This window comes from Collinsella aerofaciens (genome assembly GCF_005844325.1).
In the GTDB taxonomy this organism is placed as follows: domain Bacteria; phylum Actinomycetota; class Coriobacteriia; order Coriobacteriales; family Coriobacteriaceae; genus Collinsella; species Collinsella aerofaciens_G.
The window spans coordinates 1-16,326 of the sequence record NZ_SPFY01000037.1 but is presented as its reverse complement, the minus strand read 5'-3'; the positions used below and the strand labels follow the sequence as shown (position 1 = coordinate 16,326).

13 protein-coding genes and 1 tRNA gene are annotated in these 16,326 nt (G+C 60.7%); 8 read left to right on the top strand and 6 right to left on the bottom strand.

Annotation, left to right across the window (positions count from 1 at the left end):
* Positions 1-273: 273 nt before the first annotated feature.
* The 4 genes from FGQ61_RS09010 to FGQ61_RS08990 all read right to left on the bottom strand — a co-directional run bounded on the left by FGQ61_RS09010 (position 274) and on the right by FGQ61_RS08990 (position 4,992).
* Positions 274-350: transfer RNA gene (locus FGQ61_RS09010), tRNA-Glu, on the bottom strand.
* Between the two features lie 299 nt (positions 351-649).
* Positions 650-2,827, bottom strand: a complete 2,178-nt coding sequence (locus tag FGQ61_RS09725; protein WP_229025979.1) for a MurT ligase domain-containing protein — start codon at positions 2,825-2,827, stop codon at positions 650-652.
* A gap of 45 nt (positions 2,828-2,872) precedes the next feature.
* Positions 2,873-3,916, bottom strand: a complete 1,044-nt coding sequence (locus tag FGQ61_RS08995; RefSeq protein ID WP_138375293.1) for a hypothetical protein — start codon at positions 3,914-3,916, stop codon at positions 2,873-2,875.
* Positions 3,916-4,992 (bottom strand): tetratricopeptide repeat protein, encoded by a 1,077-nt coding sequence (locus FGQ61_RS08990; protein WP_138375292.1) that lies wholly within the window; start codon positions 4,990-4,992, stop codon positions 3,916-3,918. The genes FGQ61_RS08995 and FGQ61_RS08990 overlap by 1 nt, the downstream gene beginning before the upstream one ends.
* 500 nt (positions 4,993-5,492) lie before the next feature.
* Here FGQ61_RS08990 and FGQ61_RS08985 point away from each other — a divergent pair, with 500 nt between their 5' ends.
* The 6 genes from FGQ61_RS08985 to FGQ61_RS08960 all read left to right on the top strand — a co-directional run bounded on the left by FGQ61_RS08985 (position 5,493) and on the right by FGQ61_RS08960 (position 12,070).
* Positions 5,493-6,716, top strand: a complete 1,224-nt coding sequence (locus FGQ61_RS08985) for an iron-containing alcohol dehydrogenase (RefSeq protein ID WP_006234677.1) — start codon at positions 5,493-5,495, stop codon at positions 6,714-6,716.
* An 83-nt stretch (positions 6,717-6,799) separates the two neighbouring features.
* The gene (locus tag FGQ61_RS08980) at positions 6,800-7,900 is read left to right on the top strand and encodes a glycerol dehydrogenase (protein WP_138375291.1); all 1,101 of its coding nucleotides are present in this window, start codon (positions 6,800-6,802) and stop codon (positions 7,898-7,900) included.
* Positions 7,901-8,012: 112 nt separating this feature from the next.
* Entirely contained in the window at positions 8,013-9,080 is a 1,068-nt protein-coding gene (locus FGQ61_RS08975) for a glycerol dehydrogenase (RefSeq protein ID WP_138375290.1), read from the top strand.
* Positions 9,081-9,230: 150 nt separating this feature from the next.
* Positions 9,231-10,484, top strand: a complete 1,254-nt coding sequence (locus tag FGQ61_RS08970; RefSeq protein ID WP_138375289.1) for a 4Fe-4S binding protein — start codon at positions 9,231-9,233, stop codon at positions 10,482-10,484.
* Positions 10,485-10,598: 114 nt separating this feature from the next.
* Positions 10,599-11,675, top strand: a complete 1,077-nt coding sequence (gene ychF, locus FGQ61_RS08965) for a redox-regulated ATPase YchF (RefSeq protein ID WP_035136922.1) — start codon at positions 10,599-10,601, stop codon at positions 11,673-11,675.
* Between the two features lie 11 nt (positions 11,676-11,686).
* The gene (locus tag FGQ61_RS08960) at positions 11,687-12,070 is read left to right on the top strand and encodes a DUF1648 domain-containing protein (RefSeq protein WP_138375288.1); all 384 of its coding nucleotides are present in this window, start codon (positions 11,687-11,689) and stop codon (positions 12,068-12,070) included.
* A gap of 9 nt (positions 12,071-12,079) precedes the next feature.
* Here the strand turns inward: FGQ61_RS08960 and FGQ61_RS08955 are convergent, their stop codons facing one another.
* Positions 12,080-12,469 carry a hypothetical protein gene (locus tag FGQ61_RS08955; protein WP_138375287.1) on the bottom strand — a complete coding sequence of 130 codons (390 nt, stop codon included), beginning with the start codon at positions 12,467-12,469 and terminating at the stop codon, positions 12,080-12,082.
* 76 nt (positions 12,470-12,545) lie between these two features.
* On the opposite strand from FGQ61_RS08955, the gene FGQ61_RS09810 reads away from it, so the two are divergent.
* Complete coding sequence (locus tag FGQ61_RS09810; RefSeq protein WP_035136926.1) at positions 12,546-12,764, top strand: helix-turn-helix domain-containing protein; 219 nt, start codon at positions 12,546-12,548, stop codon at positions 12,762-12,764.
* Positions 12,765-13,085: 321 nt separating this feature from the next.
* Here FGQ61_RS09810 and FGQ61_RS08945 read toward each other — a convergent pair whose 3' ends face one another.
* Positions 13,086-14,099: an asparaginase gene (locus FGQ61_RS08945; protein ID WP_138375286.1), complete on the bottom strand. Its 1,014-nt coding sequence runs from the start codon at positions 14,097-14,099 to the stop codon at positions 13,086-13,088.
* A 266-nt stretch (positions 14,100-14,365) separates the two neighbouring features.
* On the opposite strand from FGQ61_RS08945, the gene guaA reads away from it, so the two are divergent.
* Positions 14,366-15,964 carry a glutamine-hydrolyzing GMP synthase gene (gene guaA / locus FGQ61_RS08940; RefSeq protein WP_138375285.1) on the top strand — a complete coding sequence of 533 codons (1,599 nt, stop codon included), beginning with the start codon at positions 14,366-14,368 and terminating at the stop codon, positions 15,962-15,964.
* Positions 15,965-16,326 lie beyond the last annotated feature (362 nt).

The window sequence follows — 16,326 nt, the reverse complement described above, 5'->3', positions numbered from 1 at the left end:
GGCCCTTGCGGCCTAGTCGCTATTTAGGGCGTCCAAGATTTGGGGCGCGGTTCACCGCGAGGGCAACGGGCTTCTCGATTTAAATGGTGCCCCCAGCGGGATGTCCGCGTGCGGCTGGCGCCGCCCGCTTTCGCTGCGTCGCTTCGCTCCTTGCGTGCTGCGCTGGAAAACGCTTGCGCGTTTCCTCAGCTCCGCACCCTGTCGGGTTCGAATCCCGGCGCATGGGTAGCAAAAAGCCCGCTACCGCGAGGGTAACGGGCTCTTCAATTCAAATGGTGCCCCCAGCGGGATTCGAACCCGCGATATCCACCTTGAAAGGGTGGCGTCCTTGGCCGCTAGACGATGGGGACAGCGGGAAAGAGTATAGCAGACTTTTTTGCCGGCGCGTATATCGTTGGCAAACTGGAAAACCACCACATAGGAGCTGGCTCTCTATCCCGATCTTCGAACATCTCAACCTGTAACATCTGGGCGGGCAAATTGGCTCTATCTGTTACAGATCGAGACAAAAGGCAGGCGTCGGGACGAACATCTCATTCTGTAACAGTAAGACGACTTTTAACGGTCTAGATGTTACAGATTGAGACAAACCGCTGGGATGGGTCAAAACAACCACAAAGGTGCCTGTCCCCTTTGTGGTTGTGAGGTGCTAGGGGAGGAGCTTCATGGCGGCGTCGTGGGCGGCGCGCTCGTAGGTGTCGTCGAGGGGCTTGAGCGGCAGCAGGGCTGTGGCCTGCGCGTCGCCACGGCGCTCGAGGGCGTGGGTAATGAGCCAGTCGGCGAGTTCGGGGTTCTTGGGCAGTGCCGGTCCGTGCAGGTACGTGCCGATGACGCCCTTGTAGATGAGGCCCTCGAAGCCGTCGTCTCCGTTGTTGCCGGTGCCCGTGACGACGGACGTTCCAAGCGGCGTGGCATCTGCGTCGAGCAGAGTGCGGCCGCCGTGGTTCTCGAATCCCACAAAGGGCTCGGGCGCCAGGTCGGTCTTGACGGCGACGTTGCCGATCAGGCGGTCAGAACCGCGCACGGTTTCGGCGGCGATGATGCCCAAGCCTTCAATGCGATCTTCACCCATGTAGTATGAACGGCCGAGCAGCTGGTAGCTACCACAGATGGCAAGCAATGAGCCACCATCTTCAACATAGGCCGCGACCTTGTCTTTTTGAGCGAGCAGCTCGTGCGCCACGGCCAGCTGGTCGCGATCGGAGCCGCCGCCCATCATGACGATATCGGCGTCGGTGAGATCGAGCGACTCGCCCATACGGACCTCGTCCACGCGCACGGGAATGCCACGCCAGGCGCAGCGGCGCTCGAGGGCGATGACGTTGCCGCCGTCGCCATAGAGGTTGAGGGCATCGGGATAAAGGTAGACGATGCGCAGCGGGCGCGAAAGCTCGACCGGCGCAATATCGGTGGGGACAGCGCTCCCATCGGCGCGTGTTACGGCGCAGGAGGCAACCGAGCTTGCATCGTCGTCTTTAAGCCCGTCGAGCTCCTTGACCAGCGGCGGGAAGGCCGTGTAGTTGGCGACGGCGTAGAAAGTGTCGCCAGCCTCCTCGTCTGCCACGGCGCCAATCGCCTGCTCGATATTCGAGATGATGGCGGCGTCGATGCCGGCGTACTTCAGGCGCACCTGCATGTCGTGTGCGCGCGTGCCGCCGGCAAAGGCGACAAGACCCGGCGTGTCGGCGATGCGCTCAAAGTCGACGTCGTAGATCCACGATACATCGTGGCCGTCGGCATCGTTATCGTTGAGGAAGAAAGCGCAGAGTCTGCCGCCTGCCGTCTTGATGGACTGGATTTGTCGATCGAAGCCTACGGGATTCTTAGCCAGGTTGGCCTCGACGGTGCGGCCGGCGATATCCCAGCGGCCCATGCGTCCGCCGGCGGGGACGTAGGCATCGAGCGTGGGCTGCAGGTGCGCCGTATCCACGCCTAACTCATGTGCGGCAAAGAATGCAGCGGCAACGTTGTAGACCATGTACAGGCCGTTGTAGCGCGTGGCGATGTGTACGGCAGCTGCGTCGGACGCAGATCCAAAGACCAGGTCAAAGCCGTAGCCGTCGCAGCCGAGCTCCACGCCCGTCACGCGACGGACAAGCGCAGGGCGGGCCCAGCCGCACGAGGGGCAATGGTAGGCGCCGAGCTGGCCGTATTGCACGTAGTCATACTCCAGCGGCGCGTTGCACTGTGAGCAAAAACGTGAGTCGCTAATACGGTCGGACTCGGTGTTGGTGGCGCCGTCGATGCCAAAGGCAATACTCGCGTTGGGAACGCGCGCGGCAATCGAGGCGCACAGCGGGTCGTCGGCGTTATAGATGAGTGTCGTTGCCGGCGAAAGCTCCAGCGCGTGGGCGATGACGTCCTGGGTGTGGTCGATCTCGCCGTAGCGGTCCAGCTGGTCGCGGAACAGGTTGAGCAGCACAAAGTAGGTCGGCTTGAGCTTGGGCAGGACGCGTACGGTGTAAAGCTCATCGCACTCAAAAACGCCCACGCGCTTGCCGCCACCGGCTCGCTTGAGGCCGCTGCGCGCTTCGAGCAGTGCGCCCACCACGCCCGGCTCCATGTTGTTGCCGGCGCGGTTGCATACCACGGTGGCGCCGCTGGCGGCAACGGCGTCGGCGATGAGGTTGGAGGTGGTGGTCTTGCCATTAGTGCCCGTAATCACCACGCTGCGGTCGACAAGGCCAGCGAGGTCGCTCAGCAACTCGGGATCGATCTTCATGGCGATGCGGCCGGGGAGTACGCCGCCCTGGCGCTTAAGGACGGAGCGCAGTCCCCAGCGGGCGATATCGCTCGAGGTGCAGGCGAGAGATGAGCGGAGGTTCATGAAACCGTTCCTAACGTAAACGACATGGTCGGGTCGAGTGCGTCACTAAAAACCGTAGCGGCGCGCAAATTCCTGGGCAAGCTGTGACACGTCTTCACAGGCATTGGCCCAGGGGGCAAAGTCGGGAGTGTCCGAGATAATACCGTCCGCTTCCCAAACGGCCTGGTGCGAAAGATCCCAGGGATCGCGCGGCTCGGGCCGGCAGGGAAGGTACGGCGTCTGGTACATGGGGTTCAGCAAGAAGAACGCGCCGCCCTCGCAACGGTTGGCAAACTCACGCAGCGCGCGTGTCGCCGGGCGCATCTTGTTTGTTTTGAACAAGAGGATGGTGCGGGCGAGCAGGTACCAGGGGGAGTTCTCGAGTGCATCAGCCCCCACCTGTTCCTCGAGCTGGTGAGCCAGGGCAAAAAAGCCGTCCTGGTCTTCCAGGCGAGCGAGGGCGAGCAACACGGTGCCTGCAGCTCGGGTGGGGTAGCCTTCCGCCTTAAGGACGCGGCGGGCGTAGTTGGCAGCAGCGTGGTAGCGGGCGCTCGCCATGCACAGCTGCGAGATGGCCTCGAGCGTGTGGAGCCACCCGATAAGAGCCGGCTCGCTCACGGTAAGGTCTGCTGCGGTGACACCGTCGGTCAAAACATTATTGGCCCAGTAGTGCGGGGCTTCCATGTCGAACCCGGGCACGCTTTGCTGCAGGTAATCGGCCGTGGTCGCTTCGAGCTTCATCAGGTCGCCCAGGCAGGCGTCGACGGGCGTGTCGGCCAGGATGATGGCGAGCAGCTGCGCGTCGAGGACATGCGCATCGATGCGGACGATCTTGAGCAGCTCATCGCGCATGTCGTCGAACAGACGGTTGCGCGTCTGCTCAAACTCCTCGTCGCTGCCCATGTCCTCGATGCGATGGAGCTCGTCGAGCAGGTGGCGATGAACACCGGCGTAGGACAGCAGTGCCTGGGCATGCTCGGTCTGCGCATACTTATGAGGGTTGACGCTCGCGTCGTTATGGACAAGCTCGCGTGCTGCATCGGTGAGTTCGGGGTGCGACGCAAGGTAGGCGCGCTCCAGGTAGGCGGGGATGTAGACGCTCGGATCCATTAGAGGTCTCCTCCCTTAAACGGCAGGCCCTGCTCGGCCGCCCGCAGGATGCGCTCGTCGATCTGGGAACGCACGATATCGTTGGTGGCGACCCAGGCGGCAAAGCTGGCGTTGTCGGGAGCGCCCAGGCCCTCCTGCAGCACCGGCGTTGCCTCGGACAGCGCGAGGACGAGCTCGTCGGTGGAGCCCACACCCACGTTGACGCGGGCATAGACGCCATCGGGAAACTCGGTTTGGAAGTAGAGCGCCTCGGCCGCGTGCGGACACGAGCGCGCAAGGATACGCAGGTAGTGCTCGGCGCCCTCGTAGTCCAGCTCGCGCCAGGCTGCGCTCATCAGTGCGATGAGCGTCCACGGGTCCAAGTCGCGCTCCGCATCTTTGGGACGACGGCGCAGCGGCGTGTTGGCGAGATAGGGGACGGAGTGGGCAGAGCGAAATCGCTTGAGCTCCTCGGCGGGGTATTCGAGCTTTGCCATAGCGAGCATCGCGGTGTGGCGGACACCAGCGGGGTCGTTGGGCGCAAAGTCCAAGCTGCGATTCGCGGCTTCGAGCGACATGTGGTAGCGTCCGCTAATGAGCGCGCGCGATGCCAAGGCGGCAAGCCAGCGCAGGTAGGGGCGGCGCATAAGGTCGCCAGCGGCCTCACGCTCGTAGGGGTCCTGCGCCGAGGCGATTTTGAGCGCCAGGTCATGCTCGACTTCATCGCGCTTGGATGCCAAGTACTGTACGTATTCCTCGTTGGAGCTGGCGGTGAGGGCGGTCAGCATGCGCTGGGCATCCCAGTTGGCCGGATCGAGCGCGGCTGCCTCGCGGAGCATGTTCTCGGCAGCTACCTCTTCTTGCTCTGCCTGGGTATCGTCAGGGATAAAGGGAATGCGGTAGTCGACAGCCTCGACCACCTTGGCAATGAGGTGCCCGGCGCGGTCGCGGTCGTGCACGATGAGCGGTGCGGGGTTGCGGGTGAATTGTTCCATCAGACGCTCTACGGCAGCACCGTCGGTGAGCGGGATATTGTCGCGGCGCAAGGCCTCAAGAACGAGGCGATGGCAATCCTCTTGAATGGGATCGAATGCCATGGAGCCTCCTTTGCTGCGGTTAGGGTTCAAATGTTTCTATATAAGGTTCTAGTTTACCCGCATGTGGCACACCGGGGGTGCCGCACTTGGACTTGCACCTTTGCACCACGAAGACGGATGTCGCACAAATGTCGGCACCTTGGACGACCGAGTGGTATCACGGTGCCGCAAACGGTCGATTTTTGGCGGCGAACGGTGCATATTTTGGAGGGGCACCGTCCTGCCCGGGATATGTAGTCAACCTTGATAAAACGTTTGCCCAGCTTGGGAGTATGAATGCCGCACAAGGGTCTTCAGGGATAGAAAAAACGTTTCATCATTGGCGGCTTTAGGTGAATAACTGACCAACCAGAACGGTAAAATAGTGTTTGTCTGAGCGTTGAGGCGTTAAGACATCGCGCATTGCCATCGCCGGCAACGCGCAAAACGGTCCTAACGGAGCCAATCGGGTGCTCCGTTATATACGCAAGTCTAAGAGGGGCTTGTTTAGGAGGCACAGTATGGGACGTTTTACCAATCCTCGCGATCTGTACTTTGGTGAGGGCGCTCGCCACGAGGTGAAGAACCTCAAGGGCAAGAAGGCCATCATCGTTTCTGGCGGCAGCTCTATGCGCCGCGGCGGATTCCTGCAGGACGTCGAGAACGACCTTAAGGAAGGCGGTTTCGAGGTCAAGCTGTTCGAGGGCGTCGAGTCCGACCCGTCCATCGAGACGGTCATGAAGGGCGCCGAGGCCATGCGCGAGTTCGAGCCCGACTGGATTATCGCCATCGGCGGCGGCTCGCCCATCGATGCCGCTAAGGCCATGTGGGTCTTCTACGAGTATCCCGAGGAGTCCTTCGATAACATCATCCAGCCGTTCAGTTTCCCCGAGCTGCGTCAGAAGGCTCATTTCTGCGCCATCTCCTCTACCTCCGGCACCGCTACCGAGGTCACCGCGTTCTCCGTCATTACCGACTACGCCAAGGGCATCAAGTACCCGCTGGCCGACTTCAACATCACCCCTGATGTCGCCATCGTCGACCCCGAGCTCACCTACACCATGCCCGCCAAGCTGTGCGCTCACACCGGCATGGATGCTCTGACCCACTGCATGGAGGCCTACGTTTCCACCTGCGCCTCTATGTTCACCGACGCCAATGCTCTGCACGGCATCCGCGAGATCGTCGAGTGGCTGCCCAAGTCCTATGCTGGCGACCATGAGGCCCGTCAGCACATGCACGAGGCTCAGTGCATCGCCGGTATCGCCTTCTCCTCGGGCCTGCTCGGCATCGTTCACTCCATGGCTCACAAGACCGGTGCTGCCTTCGAGAACGGCCACATCATCCACGGTGCCGCTAACGCCATGTACCTGGGCAAGGTCATCCAGTGGAACTCCAAGGATCCCCGTGCTGCCGAGCGTTACGCTTACGTGGCCAAGGAGATCCTGCACCTTCCCGGCGAGACCAACGAGGAGCTTATCGCTGCGCTCGTCCAGAAGATCCGCGACCTCAACGACCAGCTCAACATTCCGCAGTCCATCAAGGATTACGCGAATGGTGGCGTGAAGGTCGACGCCGAGAACCCGCAGATGGTTTCCGAGGAGGAGTTCCTCGCCAAGCTCCCCGAGATCGCCGCGAACGCCGAGCAGGACGCCTGCACGCCCGAGAACCCGCGTGAGACCAAGGCTGCCGACTTCGAGAAGATTCTCAAGGCCTGCTACTACGACACCGACATCGATTTCTAATCGACTCTTGTTATCGTAACGAGGGGTTCCGCACGTATCTGTACGGAGCCCCTTTCTTTTTTCTTTTAGAGAATGGGATAGTTATGGCTGCAATTTTCAATAGCCCCAGCAAGTACATCCAGGGTCCGGACGAGCTGGCCAAGCTCGGCTCCTATGTCGAGCCGCTCGGCGCTAAGGCCCTCGTCATCGTGACGCCTTCGGGCAAGAAGCGCGTCGGTGCCAAGATCGAGGGCGGCTTTGCCGAGGCTAAGGCCGAGCTGCTGTTTGAGGATTTTAACGGCGAGTGCTCCAAGGGCGAGGTCGATCGCCTGGTTGCGCTCGCTCGCGACAACGGTTGCGATATCGTCGTCGGCGTCGGTGGCGGCAAGATCCTCGACACCGCGAAGGCCGTCGCCTACTACCTGGAGTCCGCGGTTATCATTTGCCCCACCATTGCTTCGACCGATGCACCGTGCTCGGCACTTTCGGTGCTCTATACCGATGACGGCCAGTTCGACAAGTACCTCTTCCTTAAGGCGAACCCCAATATCGTCCTTATGGATACGACGGTTATCGCGGCGAGCCCGGTGCGCCTGACGGTTTCCGGTATGGGCGATGCGCTCGCAACCTATTTCGAGGCCCAGGCGACGCACGATGCCGACGGCGGCACCTGCGCTGGCGGCAAGGGCGGCATGGCCGGCCTGGCGCTCGCCAAGCTCTGCTACGAGACGCTTATGGCCGATGGCGTCAAGGCCAAGGTCGCGCTGGAGAAGGGCGCGCTGACGCCTGCCGTGGAGCACATCATCGAGGCCAATACGCTGCTCTCCGGCATTGGCTTTGAGAGCTCGGGCCTTGCTGCTGCTCATGCCATCCACAATGGTCTGACGATGCTGCCCGAGTGCCACAGCATGTATCACGGCGAGAAGGTCGCCTTCGGCACCATCGTCCAGCTGGTACTCGAGGATGCCCCGACCGAGAAGCTCGAGGAAGTCTTGGGCTTCTGCATTGAGCTGGGTCTGCCGGTCACGATGAAGGAACTTGGCGTTGCCGAGCTTACGCGCGAGAAGGCCATGATTGTTGCCGAGGCTGCGTGCGCGCCCGAGGACACCATGTGCAACATGCCGTTTGAGGTGACGCCCGAGATGGTCGCAAACGCCATCCTGGGTGCCGACGCACTGGGCCACTACTATCTCATGGATGAGTAAATCAAGCTAAGGAAGGGGCAAAGCCAACAGATGGCTTTGCCCCTTTTTGCTATGGTGCAAAGGGGTCAGGGTACTTTGCACCATCGTTGTTTGATGAAGGGTGGATTCTCGTATGGCGCTTCCTATGGTTTATGGCGGCCCCGGTCGGTATGTTCAGGGACCGGGGGAGCTTTCGCGCCAGGGCAGGTATTTGTCATGGTTGGGCTGCGCTGCCTATGTCTTGTTTGACCAGGGCACCGAGGATCGGCTGTGCAGGCAGATCGTCGATGGATTTCTGGATGAAGATCTAAGCGAGCCGTTCTTTAAGATTTACAACGGTCCGTGTACGGAAGATGCCGTTGTCGAAATGGCCAAGGAAGCCCGGGCCGAGTATTGCGACATGGTGGTGGGCATTGGCGGCGGCAAGATGCTCGATATCGCCAAGGCCGTTGCGTTTTATGCCGAGTTGCCGTTGTGCGTATGTCCCACGGCGGCGTCGATGGACGGTCCGTGCAGCGCGATTTCGGTGCTGTATCACGAGGATGGGTCGTTCGACCGCTACCTGATGCTCGAGAAGAATCCAGACCTGGTCGTGGTCGATACCAACGTGGTCGCGGCGGCCCCGCTGCGTATGACGGTCGCTGGTATGGGCGATGCGCTGGCAACGTATTTCGAGGCGCGTTCGTGCGCCGCGGCGCACGGCGCCAACGAGCACGGTGGCGCGCCGGGACACTTGGCCTTGGTTGCGGCTCGTGCCTGCTATGACACACTCATGGAGTGCGGCGTCGCTGCCAAGCGCGATCTCAAAAAGGGCCGTACATCGCCAGCGGTTGAGCGCCTGATCGAGTGCAATATTCTGCTCTCGGGTGTTGGCTTTGAGAGTGGTGGCTTAGCGCTTGCCCATGCCATAGCCAACGGCCTGACGATTCTGCCCGAGTGCAAGGCCATGCATGGTGAGGCCGTGGCATTTGGCCTGGTGGTGCAGCTGCGCCTGGAGCGTGCGCCCGAGCTTGATCAGGTGCTCGAGTTTTGCCAGCGCGTTGGTCTACCGACGACGCTCGCGGAGCTGGGACTTGGCGAGATTTCCGATACCGACCTGATGAGCGTTGCGGATGCGGTCTTTAGAAACGAACGCAATATGGCTAACGAACAGGCCAAGGTGACCAAACAAAAACTCGTGCAGCTCATGTGCGAGGCATAGCTTGGCGCTTGATTGACCTTGTGCAATCGGGGCGGCGATAGGCCATGGGTTATTTCCCTCAAGGTGCACCGCGTGTAATTTGCCCGAGGTGTGGGCCGATAGCGTATCATTATCTCTTGCTTGTTTGCACTGCTCAGGGAGGGGCCGCGCATGGCGCAGGAACACGATCTGTTTGATGACATTATCGAGATCAGCAAGGGTTTCGACTTTCTTAAAAACCCGCTTGGCGGCGTGACCGATGCGCTCGATCCGTCGGCGCCGCAGTGGAATCCTGCCGACTACAAGGAGCGTCCGCGCGGCAACACCATTCCGTGCCTGACCTGCAAAAACGAAAAGAGCGGCTGCACCGCGTGCATGGACGTGTGCCCGGTCAACGCTATCGAGGTCGAGGAAGACGCCATCGAGATCCTCGACTCCTGTCGCAAGTGCGGCCTGTGCGCCGCTGCCTGTCCGACCGAGGCAATCATCTCGCCGCGTCTGGCGCCCAAAAACCTGTATGACGATATCGTCTCTGCTGCTACGAGCCACGAGACCGCCTACGTTACCTGCACGCGCGCCCTTAAGCGCATGCCGCGCGAAAACGAGGTCGTCGTCGCCTGCGTGGGCGATATTACGGCCGAGACCTGGTTCTCGGTACTGGCCGACTATCCCAACGTGAGCGTCTACCTGCCGTTGGGCGTGTGCGATAAGTGCCGCAACACCGGCGGTGAGGACATTCTGGGCGAGGCGATTGCGAAGGCCGAAGAGTGGTCTGGCACAGGTATGGGCCTAGAGGTCGACCCCAGGAGCCTCAAGTGCCATAAGCGCCGCGAGTACGAGCGCAAGGAGTACATGGAAAAGATTGCCCGCACCACGGGCCTGACGGTGACCAAGCTCAACCCGGCGACTGCGGCACCGGCCTCGGTGACGCAGAAGTTGAAGGCCCACCGTCACCAGATCACGCAGCTTGAGCGCACGCTCAACACCATGTGCGGTACCACGACGACCAAGCGCCGCCGTTCGCTCACGCACGGGCGCCAGCTGGTGCTCTCGACGCTGCAAAACCACCCCGAGCTTGCCCAGAACATGCAGGTGAGCACGCCGGAGTGCGATTTTGACAAGTGCACGTCGTGCGGCGAGTGCGTCAATGTATGCCCCACGTTCGCCTGCGATTTGGTGGGAAGCGGCCGCTTTGCACTGGAGTCTACCTATTGCCTAGGTTGCGGGGCCTGCGTCAAGGTGTGCCCCGAGCATGCGCTCAAGCTGGTCGAGCACGATGCGTCCAATCTGGTCGTTGTCGACCCCGAGGCCGAGGAAAAGGCCGCTCAGAAGGCCAAGGCCCACGAGGAGGCCGAGAAGGTCAAGGCCGAGGCAAAGGCCAAGCTCGATAAGATGCTCGACCAAGTGGAGAAGCTCGCGGACTAGTCAGCGAGCTCTATCTCTGCTTCATTTGCGCCGCCGCGGTGTCCGGATTCGCCCGGATGCTGCGGCGGCGCTATACTTATGCAGTTTGAAGTACCTGTATCAAAAGGAGCTGTCGTGTCCCTTTCCATCGGTATCGTGGGCCTGCCCAACGTGGGCAAGTCGACGCTGTTCACCGCGCTTACCAAAAAGACCGGCCTTGCCGCCAACTACCCGTTTGCCACGATCGACCCCAACGTGGGTATCGTCGACGTGCCCGATAGCCGCTTGCAAAAGCTTGCCGACATCGTTAACCCGGGTCGTATTGTGCCGGCGACGGTCGAGTTCGTCGACATCGCAGGTCTGGTGAAGGGCGCTAACGAGGGCGAGGGCCTGGGCAACCAGTTCCTGGCCAACATTCGTGAGACCGACGCCATCTGCGAGGTCGTGCGCTACTTTAAGGACCCCAACGTCATGCGTGAGGTGGGCCGCACGGGCGAGTTCGTCGATCCCGCCGGCGATGCCGACACCATCATGACCGAGCTCATCCTGGCCGACATGGGCACGCTCGAGAAGCAGCTGCCTAAGCTCGAGAAGGAGGCCAAGCGCGACAAGGAGCTCATGCCCAAGTTCGAGGTCGCCAAGCGCCTGCTTGCCTGGCTCAACGAGGGCAAGCGCGCCGCATCCATGGAGATGACCGACGAGGAGCGTGCCGCCGCCAAGGGGCTGTTCCTGCTCACCATGAAGCCCATCCTGTATGTGGCCAACGTGGACGAGGATATGCTCAACGACGACCTGGCGCCCATCGATGGCGTCAAGCCGTTGCCCATCTGCGCCAAGATTGAGGCCGAGCTTTCCGAGCTCGATCCCGAGGACGCCGCCGACTACCTGGAGAGCCTGGGCCTGGAACAGCCCGGTCTGGACGTGCTCGCGCAGGCGGCCTATAAGCTGCTCGGTCTGCAGTCGTTCTTTACGGCCGGCGAGATGGAGGTCAAGGCCTGGACGGTTCGTCAGGGCGCAACCGCCCCGCAGGCTGCCGGCGTCATCCACACCGACTTTGAGCGCGGCTTTATTAAGGCCGAGGTCATTGGTTACGACGACTACATCGAGCTCGGCGGCGAGCAGGGCGCCAAGGCTGCCGGCAAGCTGCGTATTGAGGGCAAGGACTATGTCATGGCCGATGGCGACGTCGTGCACTTCCGCTTTAACGTGTAAGGGCGACGCATATGTTTAAATACGGCAAAAAAGCTGGCTACATGGGTATTGCGCTGCTCGTACTTGCGGTGATTCCGCTGGTGGTCGCAGCGTGCGTTATCCCCAACATTGGTCCCGAGGTGGCAACGAAGTTTAATGCCGCCGGCGAGGCGACGCGCTGGGGCAAGAGCTACGAGCTGTTGGCGCTGCCGGTACTCAATCTGCTGCTGAGCGTGGCGACGTACTTTACGGCGGGACGCCAGGCAAATAATAATGATGACTCCGCCGCCATGGCGCGCATCGTGTGCGAGCGCTACCTGCGCAACGGTTGCATCACGGGTGTGTTCCTCAACGTGATCAACGTTTACTTTATGTACTCGGCGATTACCGGAACGGGCTTTGGCTTTGGTTTCTAGCTTGTCCTTTTAGGCAACGAGCCTGCACGCATATTCAATGGCTGATGCGAGGCCGCCGCTCGATCGTGGTTGAAAGACTACATCGGCGGCGGCCTCGTTTTCGTATCCGGCGCCGCGAAGGGCGAGTGCTATGCCGGCTTCTAAAAGGAGCGGCAGGCCGCGTTGGCTGGTTGCGATTACGGCAGCCTGATTGAGCGAGCAGCCGTGCGTTTGGCATTGGATGGCAAGTTCACCTTTCGCCGGGCAAGGGACCAGAACGGCGACGACGCGACTTGATAGCAATGCAAATGCTGTGCGCTCATCGGGCGAAAGGCATGCAGCTTCAACGACGACGAGCTTGGGCGGCGCGCTGTTTGTGCGAAGCGTGGCTCGGTACATGCGGACCGAAGAATCCGACATAGAAAACTCCTGTGTATTCGGCAAAACGTAAACTATAGTTTACGTTTATGTTCGACTCCATTTCAAACTCGGCTGCATGGACGAACGTGCGAAACAGATTCTTGGCAGGCGGGTCGAAGAGACACGCAGGGACCTTGGTATCTCCAAGGTTGATTTTTGTGTGGCGACAGGAATCAGCCGACCCTACCTCGACCGAATCGAAGATGGGACGGCAAATTTCACGCTCAAGGTTCTATTTAAGATCGCGCCCGCACTCGGCATGACGGTGTCAGAGCTTCTCGAGGGTATCGAATAGGGCGTTCCCCCGCTGTATTTGACGCTCTTTGGGCGGGTCCCCCTGGTTGCGATGTGCAAAATCGCGAGTATTCAGCACCAGTTCGGCCGTAGATGGTAGCTCGAGCGGCTGGCTTTGCCTTTTTGACAGTAGATAATCCACACGCTAAATAAAAATGAGGAATAAATATTTACTAGACGGACCCTTCGTCCTAAAAGTTCGTCTAATAATCGGCCGATTCTATGTCTCCGGAGGAGAAATTGCAGAATACTCCGATTTTTGCACGGCCCGAGGGGGACCACCTGTCGTTTAAGGCTGCGATAATCGGAACTGCCTTAGGGATTAAGCCATCGGGATGCGGTCGTGGTTGACTTGGCTGTAGAACAGACGCTGAATCTCTGCCGCATCGCGTGACTGGCCGAGTGCCCACATGGTCTTGGCCACGAGCGTCTCGGTGGTCATGTCATCGCCGCGCAAAATACCCGGATGATCGGCGTAAGCGCGGCCGACCTCATAAACACCCAGGTCGAGGCCCTCTTCTGGGACCTGCGTGGTCATAACGACGGTGCGACCCGAATCGACCCAGCGGAAAATCGCCTCCTGGAATGACTCGCCGGACTCGCCAAACTCGGGAATACCGCCAATGCCAAAGGTCTCAAGGATTACAGCATCGTAGCTATCGGCTAGGGCGTCGAGGATGCCCGGGTTTACGCCGGGCGTAAGCTTGAGTACAAATACGCGCGGGTCGATGCTGTCGTAGAAATGCACCGGGTTTTCGTCCTGATGCGTGCCGTGAAGCCCGTTGCGCACGATACGGTCATTGCGGATGTAGGCAATGGGCGGATAGTTGACGCTAATGAATGCGTTGAAGCTCATGGTGCGCTGCTTGCGGGCGCGCGTACCGGCAATGGCGACGCCGCCAAACACAATCGACACATCGTGCGAATGCTCGTCGAGTGCATAGAGCAGGCTCTGGTACAGGTTGAGCTTGGCGTCGGTAAAGGGATTGCCCATGGGCTTTTGCGAGCCGGTGAGCACGATGGGCTTGGGGCTGTCCTGAATCAGGTAGGAAAGCGCTGCTGCGGTGTAGCTCATGGTGTCAGTGCCGTGCAGAATCACGAAGCCGTCGTGATCGGCATAACCCTCGACAATGACGTCGCGGATACGCATCCAGTCGCTCGGGCGCATGTTGGTGCTGTCGATGTTCATGGGCTGCACGACGTCGAGCTCGCAGAGCCCCGAGATCTCGGGGACGCTCTGGGCGAGCTCCTCACCGGTCAGGGCGGGGGAGAGGCCGTTGCCGTCCTCGGTCGATGCGATGGTGCCGCCCGTGGCGATGAGAAGGATGCGCTTCATGCTGGTATTCCTATCGTATTTGCCGCCGCAGAGGCGGAGTCGTTCGGCAGTATTGTGGCACAGGGCGTCCAATGTTCAAACGTATTACATCATCTGTAACGTTGGTAATACTTCAATTGCCGTCAAATAGGGGCCCAGGTCGTGCGTTTGCCGTGCGCTGATGGCTGCGAGGGACGAGAAACCCCATATAACGTGTACACTATGAAAGTTATTCTCGTTTATTCGCGCGGGTGGGCACCGGCTCCCCGCCAACAAGAGGGGGAACCATGGATCAAAAGGCTTCCGCAAAGGTCCTCGTACTCGACTTTGGTGCGCAGTACGGTCAGCTCATTGCCCGTCGCGTCCGCGACCTCAACGTGTATTCCGAGATCGTCCCCTGCGACATCTCGGCCGACGAGATTCGCGAGATGAATGCCTCTGCGCTCATCCTTTCCGGCGGCCCGGCTTCCGTGTATGCTGAGGACGCTCCGTCTATCGATCCCGCCATCTTTGACCTGGGCCTTCCCGTCCTGGGCTTTTGCTACGGCCATCAGATCACGGCCGTGGCGCTCGGCGGCAAGGTCGGCCACTCCGAGGTGGGCGAGTACGGCCGCGCCACCATCACGCGCACGGCCGGCGCCAAGCTCTTTAACTCCACGCCTATGGAGCAGACCGTGTGGATGAGCCACCGCGACGCCGTTTCCGAGGTGCCCGAGGGCTTTACCGTTACCGCCAGCACCGACGTGTGCCCGGTTGCCGCCATGGAGTGCGTCGAGCGCAAGATTTTCACCACGCAGTTCCACCCCGAGGTCAAGCACTCCGAGTACGGTCAGCAGCTGCTGAGCAATTTCCTGTTTGAGATCTGCGGCCTGGAGCCCAACTGGAGCATGGACGACCTGGTCGAGACCATGACGGCCGAGTTCCGCGAGAAGGTCGGTGACGACCGCGTGATTCTGGCTCTGTCCGGCGGCGTTGACTCCTCCGTCGTGGCTGCGCTGGGCGCCCGCGCCGTGGGCAAGCAGATGACCTGCGTGTTCATCAACCACGGTCTGCTTCGCAAGGGCGAGCCCGAGCAGGTGGAGGAGGTCTTCACCAAGCAGTTTGACGTCGACTTTATTCACGTCCACGCCGAGGACCGTTATGCCGAGCTTCTGGCCGGCGTGACCGAGCCCGAGGAGAAGCGCCGCATCATCGGTACGCAGTTCTGGAAAGAGTTCTTCGCCGTGGCGCAGCAGCTCGAGACCGATGGCAAGCCGGTCAAGTATCTGGCTCAGGGCACCATCTACCCCGACATCATCGAGTCCGGCGCTCGCAAGACGGGCGGCAAGACGGCCACCATCAAGAGCCATCACAACCTAATCCCGTTCCCCGAGGGCGTGCACTTCGACCTTATTGAGCCGCTCGACCACTTCTTTAAGGACGAGGTCCGCGCGCTTGGTCTGGCGCTCGGACTGCCGGGTCACATCGTGTTCCGCCAGCCTTTCCCGGGCCCGGGTCTTGCCATCCGCATCATCGGCGCGGTCGACAAGGAGAAGCTCGAGATCCTCAAGAACGCTGACGCTATCGTGCGCGAGGAGCTCGACGCCTACAACCAGCGTCTGTTTGAGCAGACTGGCGAGCGCAACTCCGAGCACAGCTGCTGGCAGTATTTCGCGGTCCTGCCCGACATCAAGTCCGTCGGTGTTATGGGTGACGAGCGTACCTACCAGCGCCCGATCATCCTGCGCGCCGTCGAGTCCAGCGACGCTATGACAGCCGACTGGGCCAAACTGCCCTACGACGTGCTTGCCCGCATCTCCGGCCGCATCGTTGCCGAGGTTCCCGGCGCCAACCGCGTGTGCTACGACATCACGTCCAAGCCGCCCGCGACGATCGAGTGGGAGTAGTCTGACAGGGTTCTGACCTGTATTTTTGAGTGCCGCACTGTGCTGCTGAGTTTCGTTTTGTACGAGAGTCACGGCAAAGCCGCCAGCGACATTGGTGAGTAAATCCGATTATCGAGCCTCTGTTCCCGCGTCGGAACGGAGGCTTTTTCTTTGGCTATTTACTCCCTTTCACCTGCAATTTCGCGATTTACTCCCCGTGTTTCGAGACGGCAAGGCACGGGGCGGTATTCGGAGGAATGGGAGTAAGGATTTATCCCGAGTGAGTAGACGCGCGATTTTTGTCCCCGAGAACGAAAAGGGGCCGTTTGGGGGTGCGGACAGAAAGTTGGACCGTGAAGCGGTCCGGACTGGAGGTTCGCATG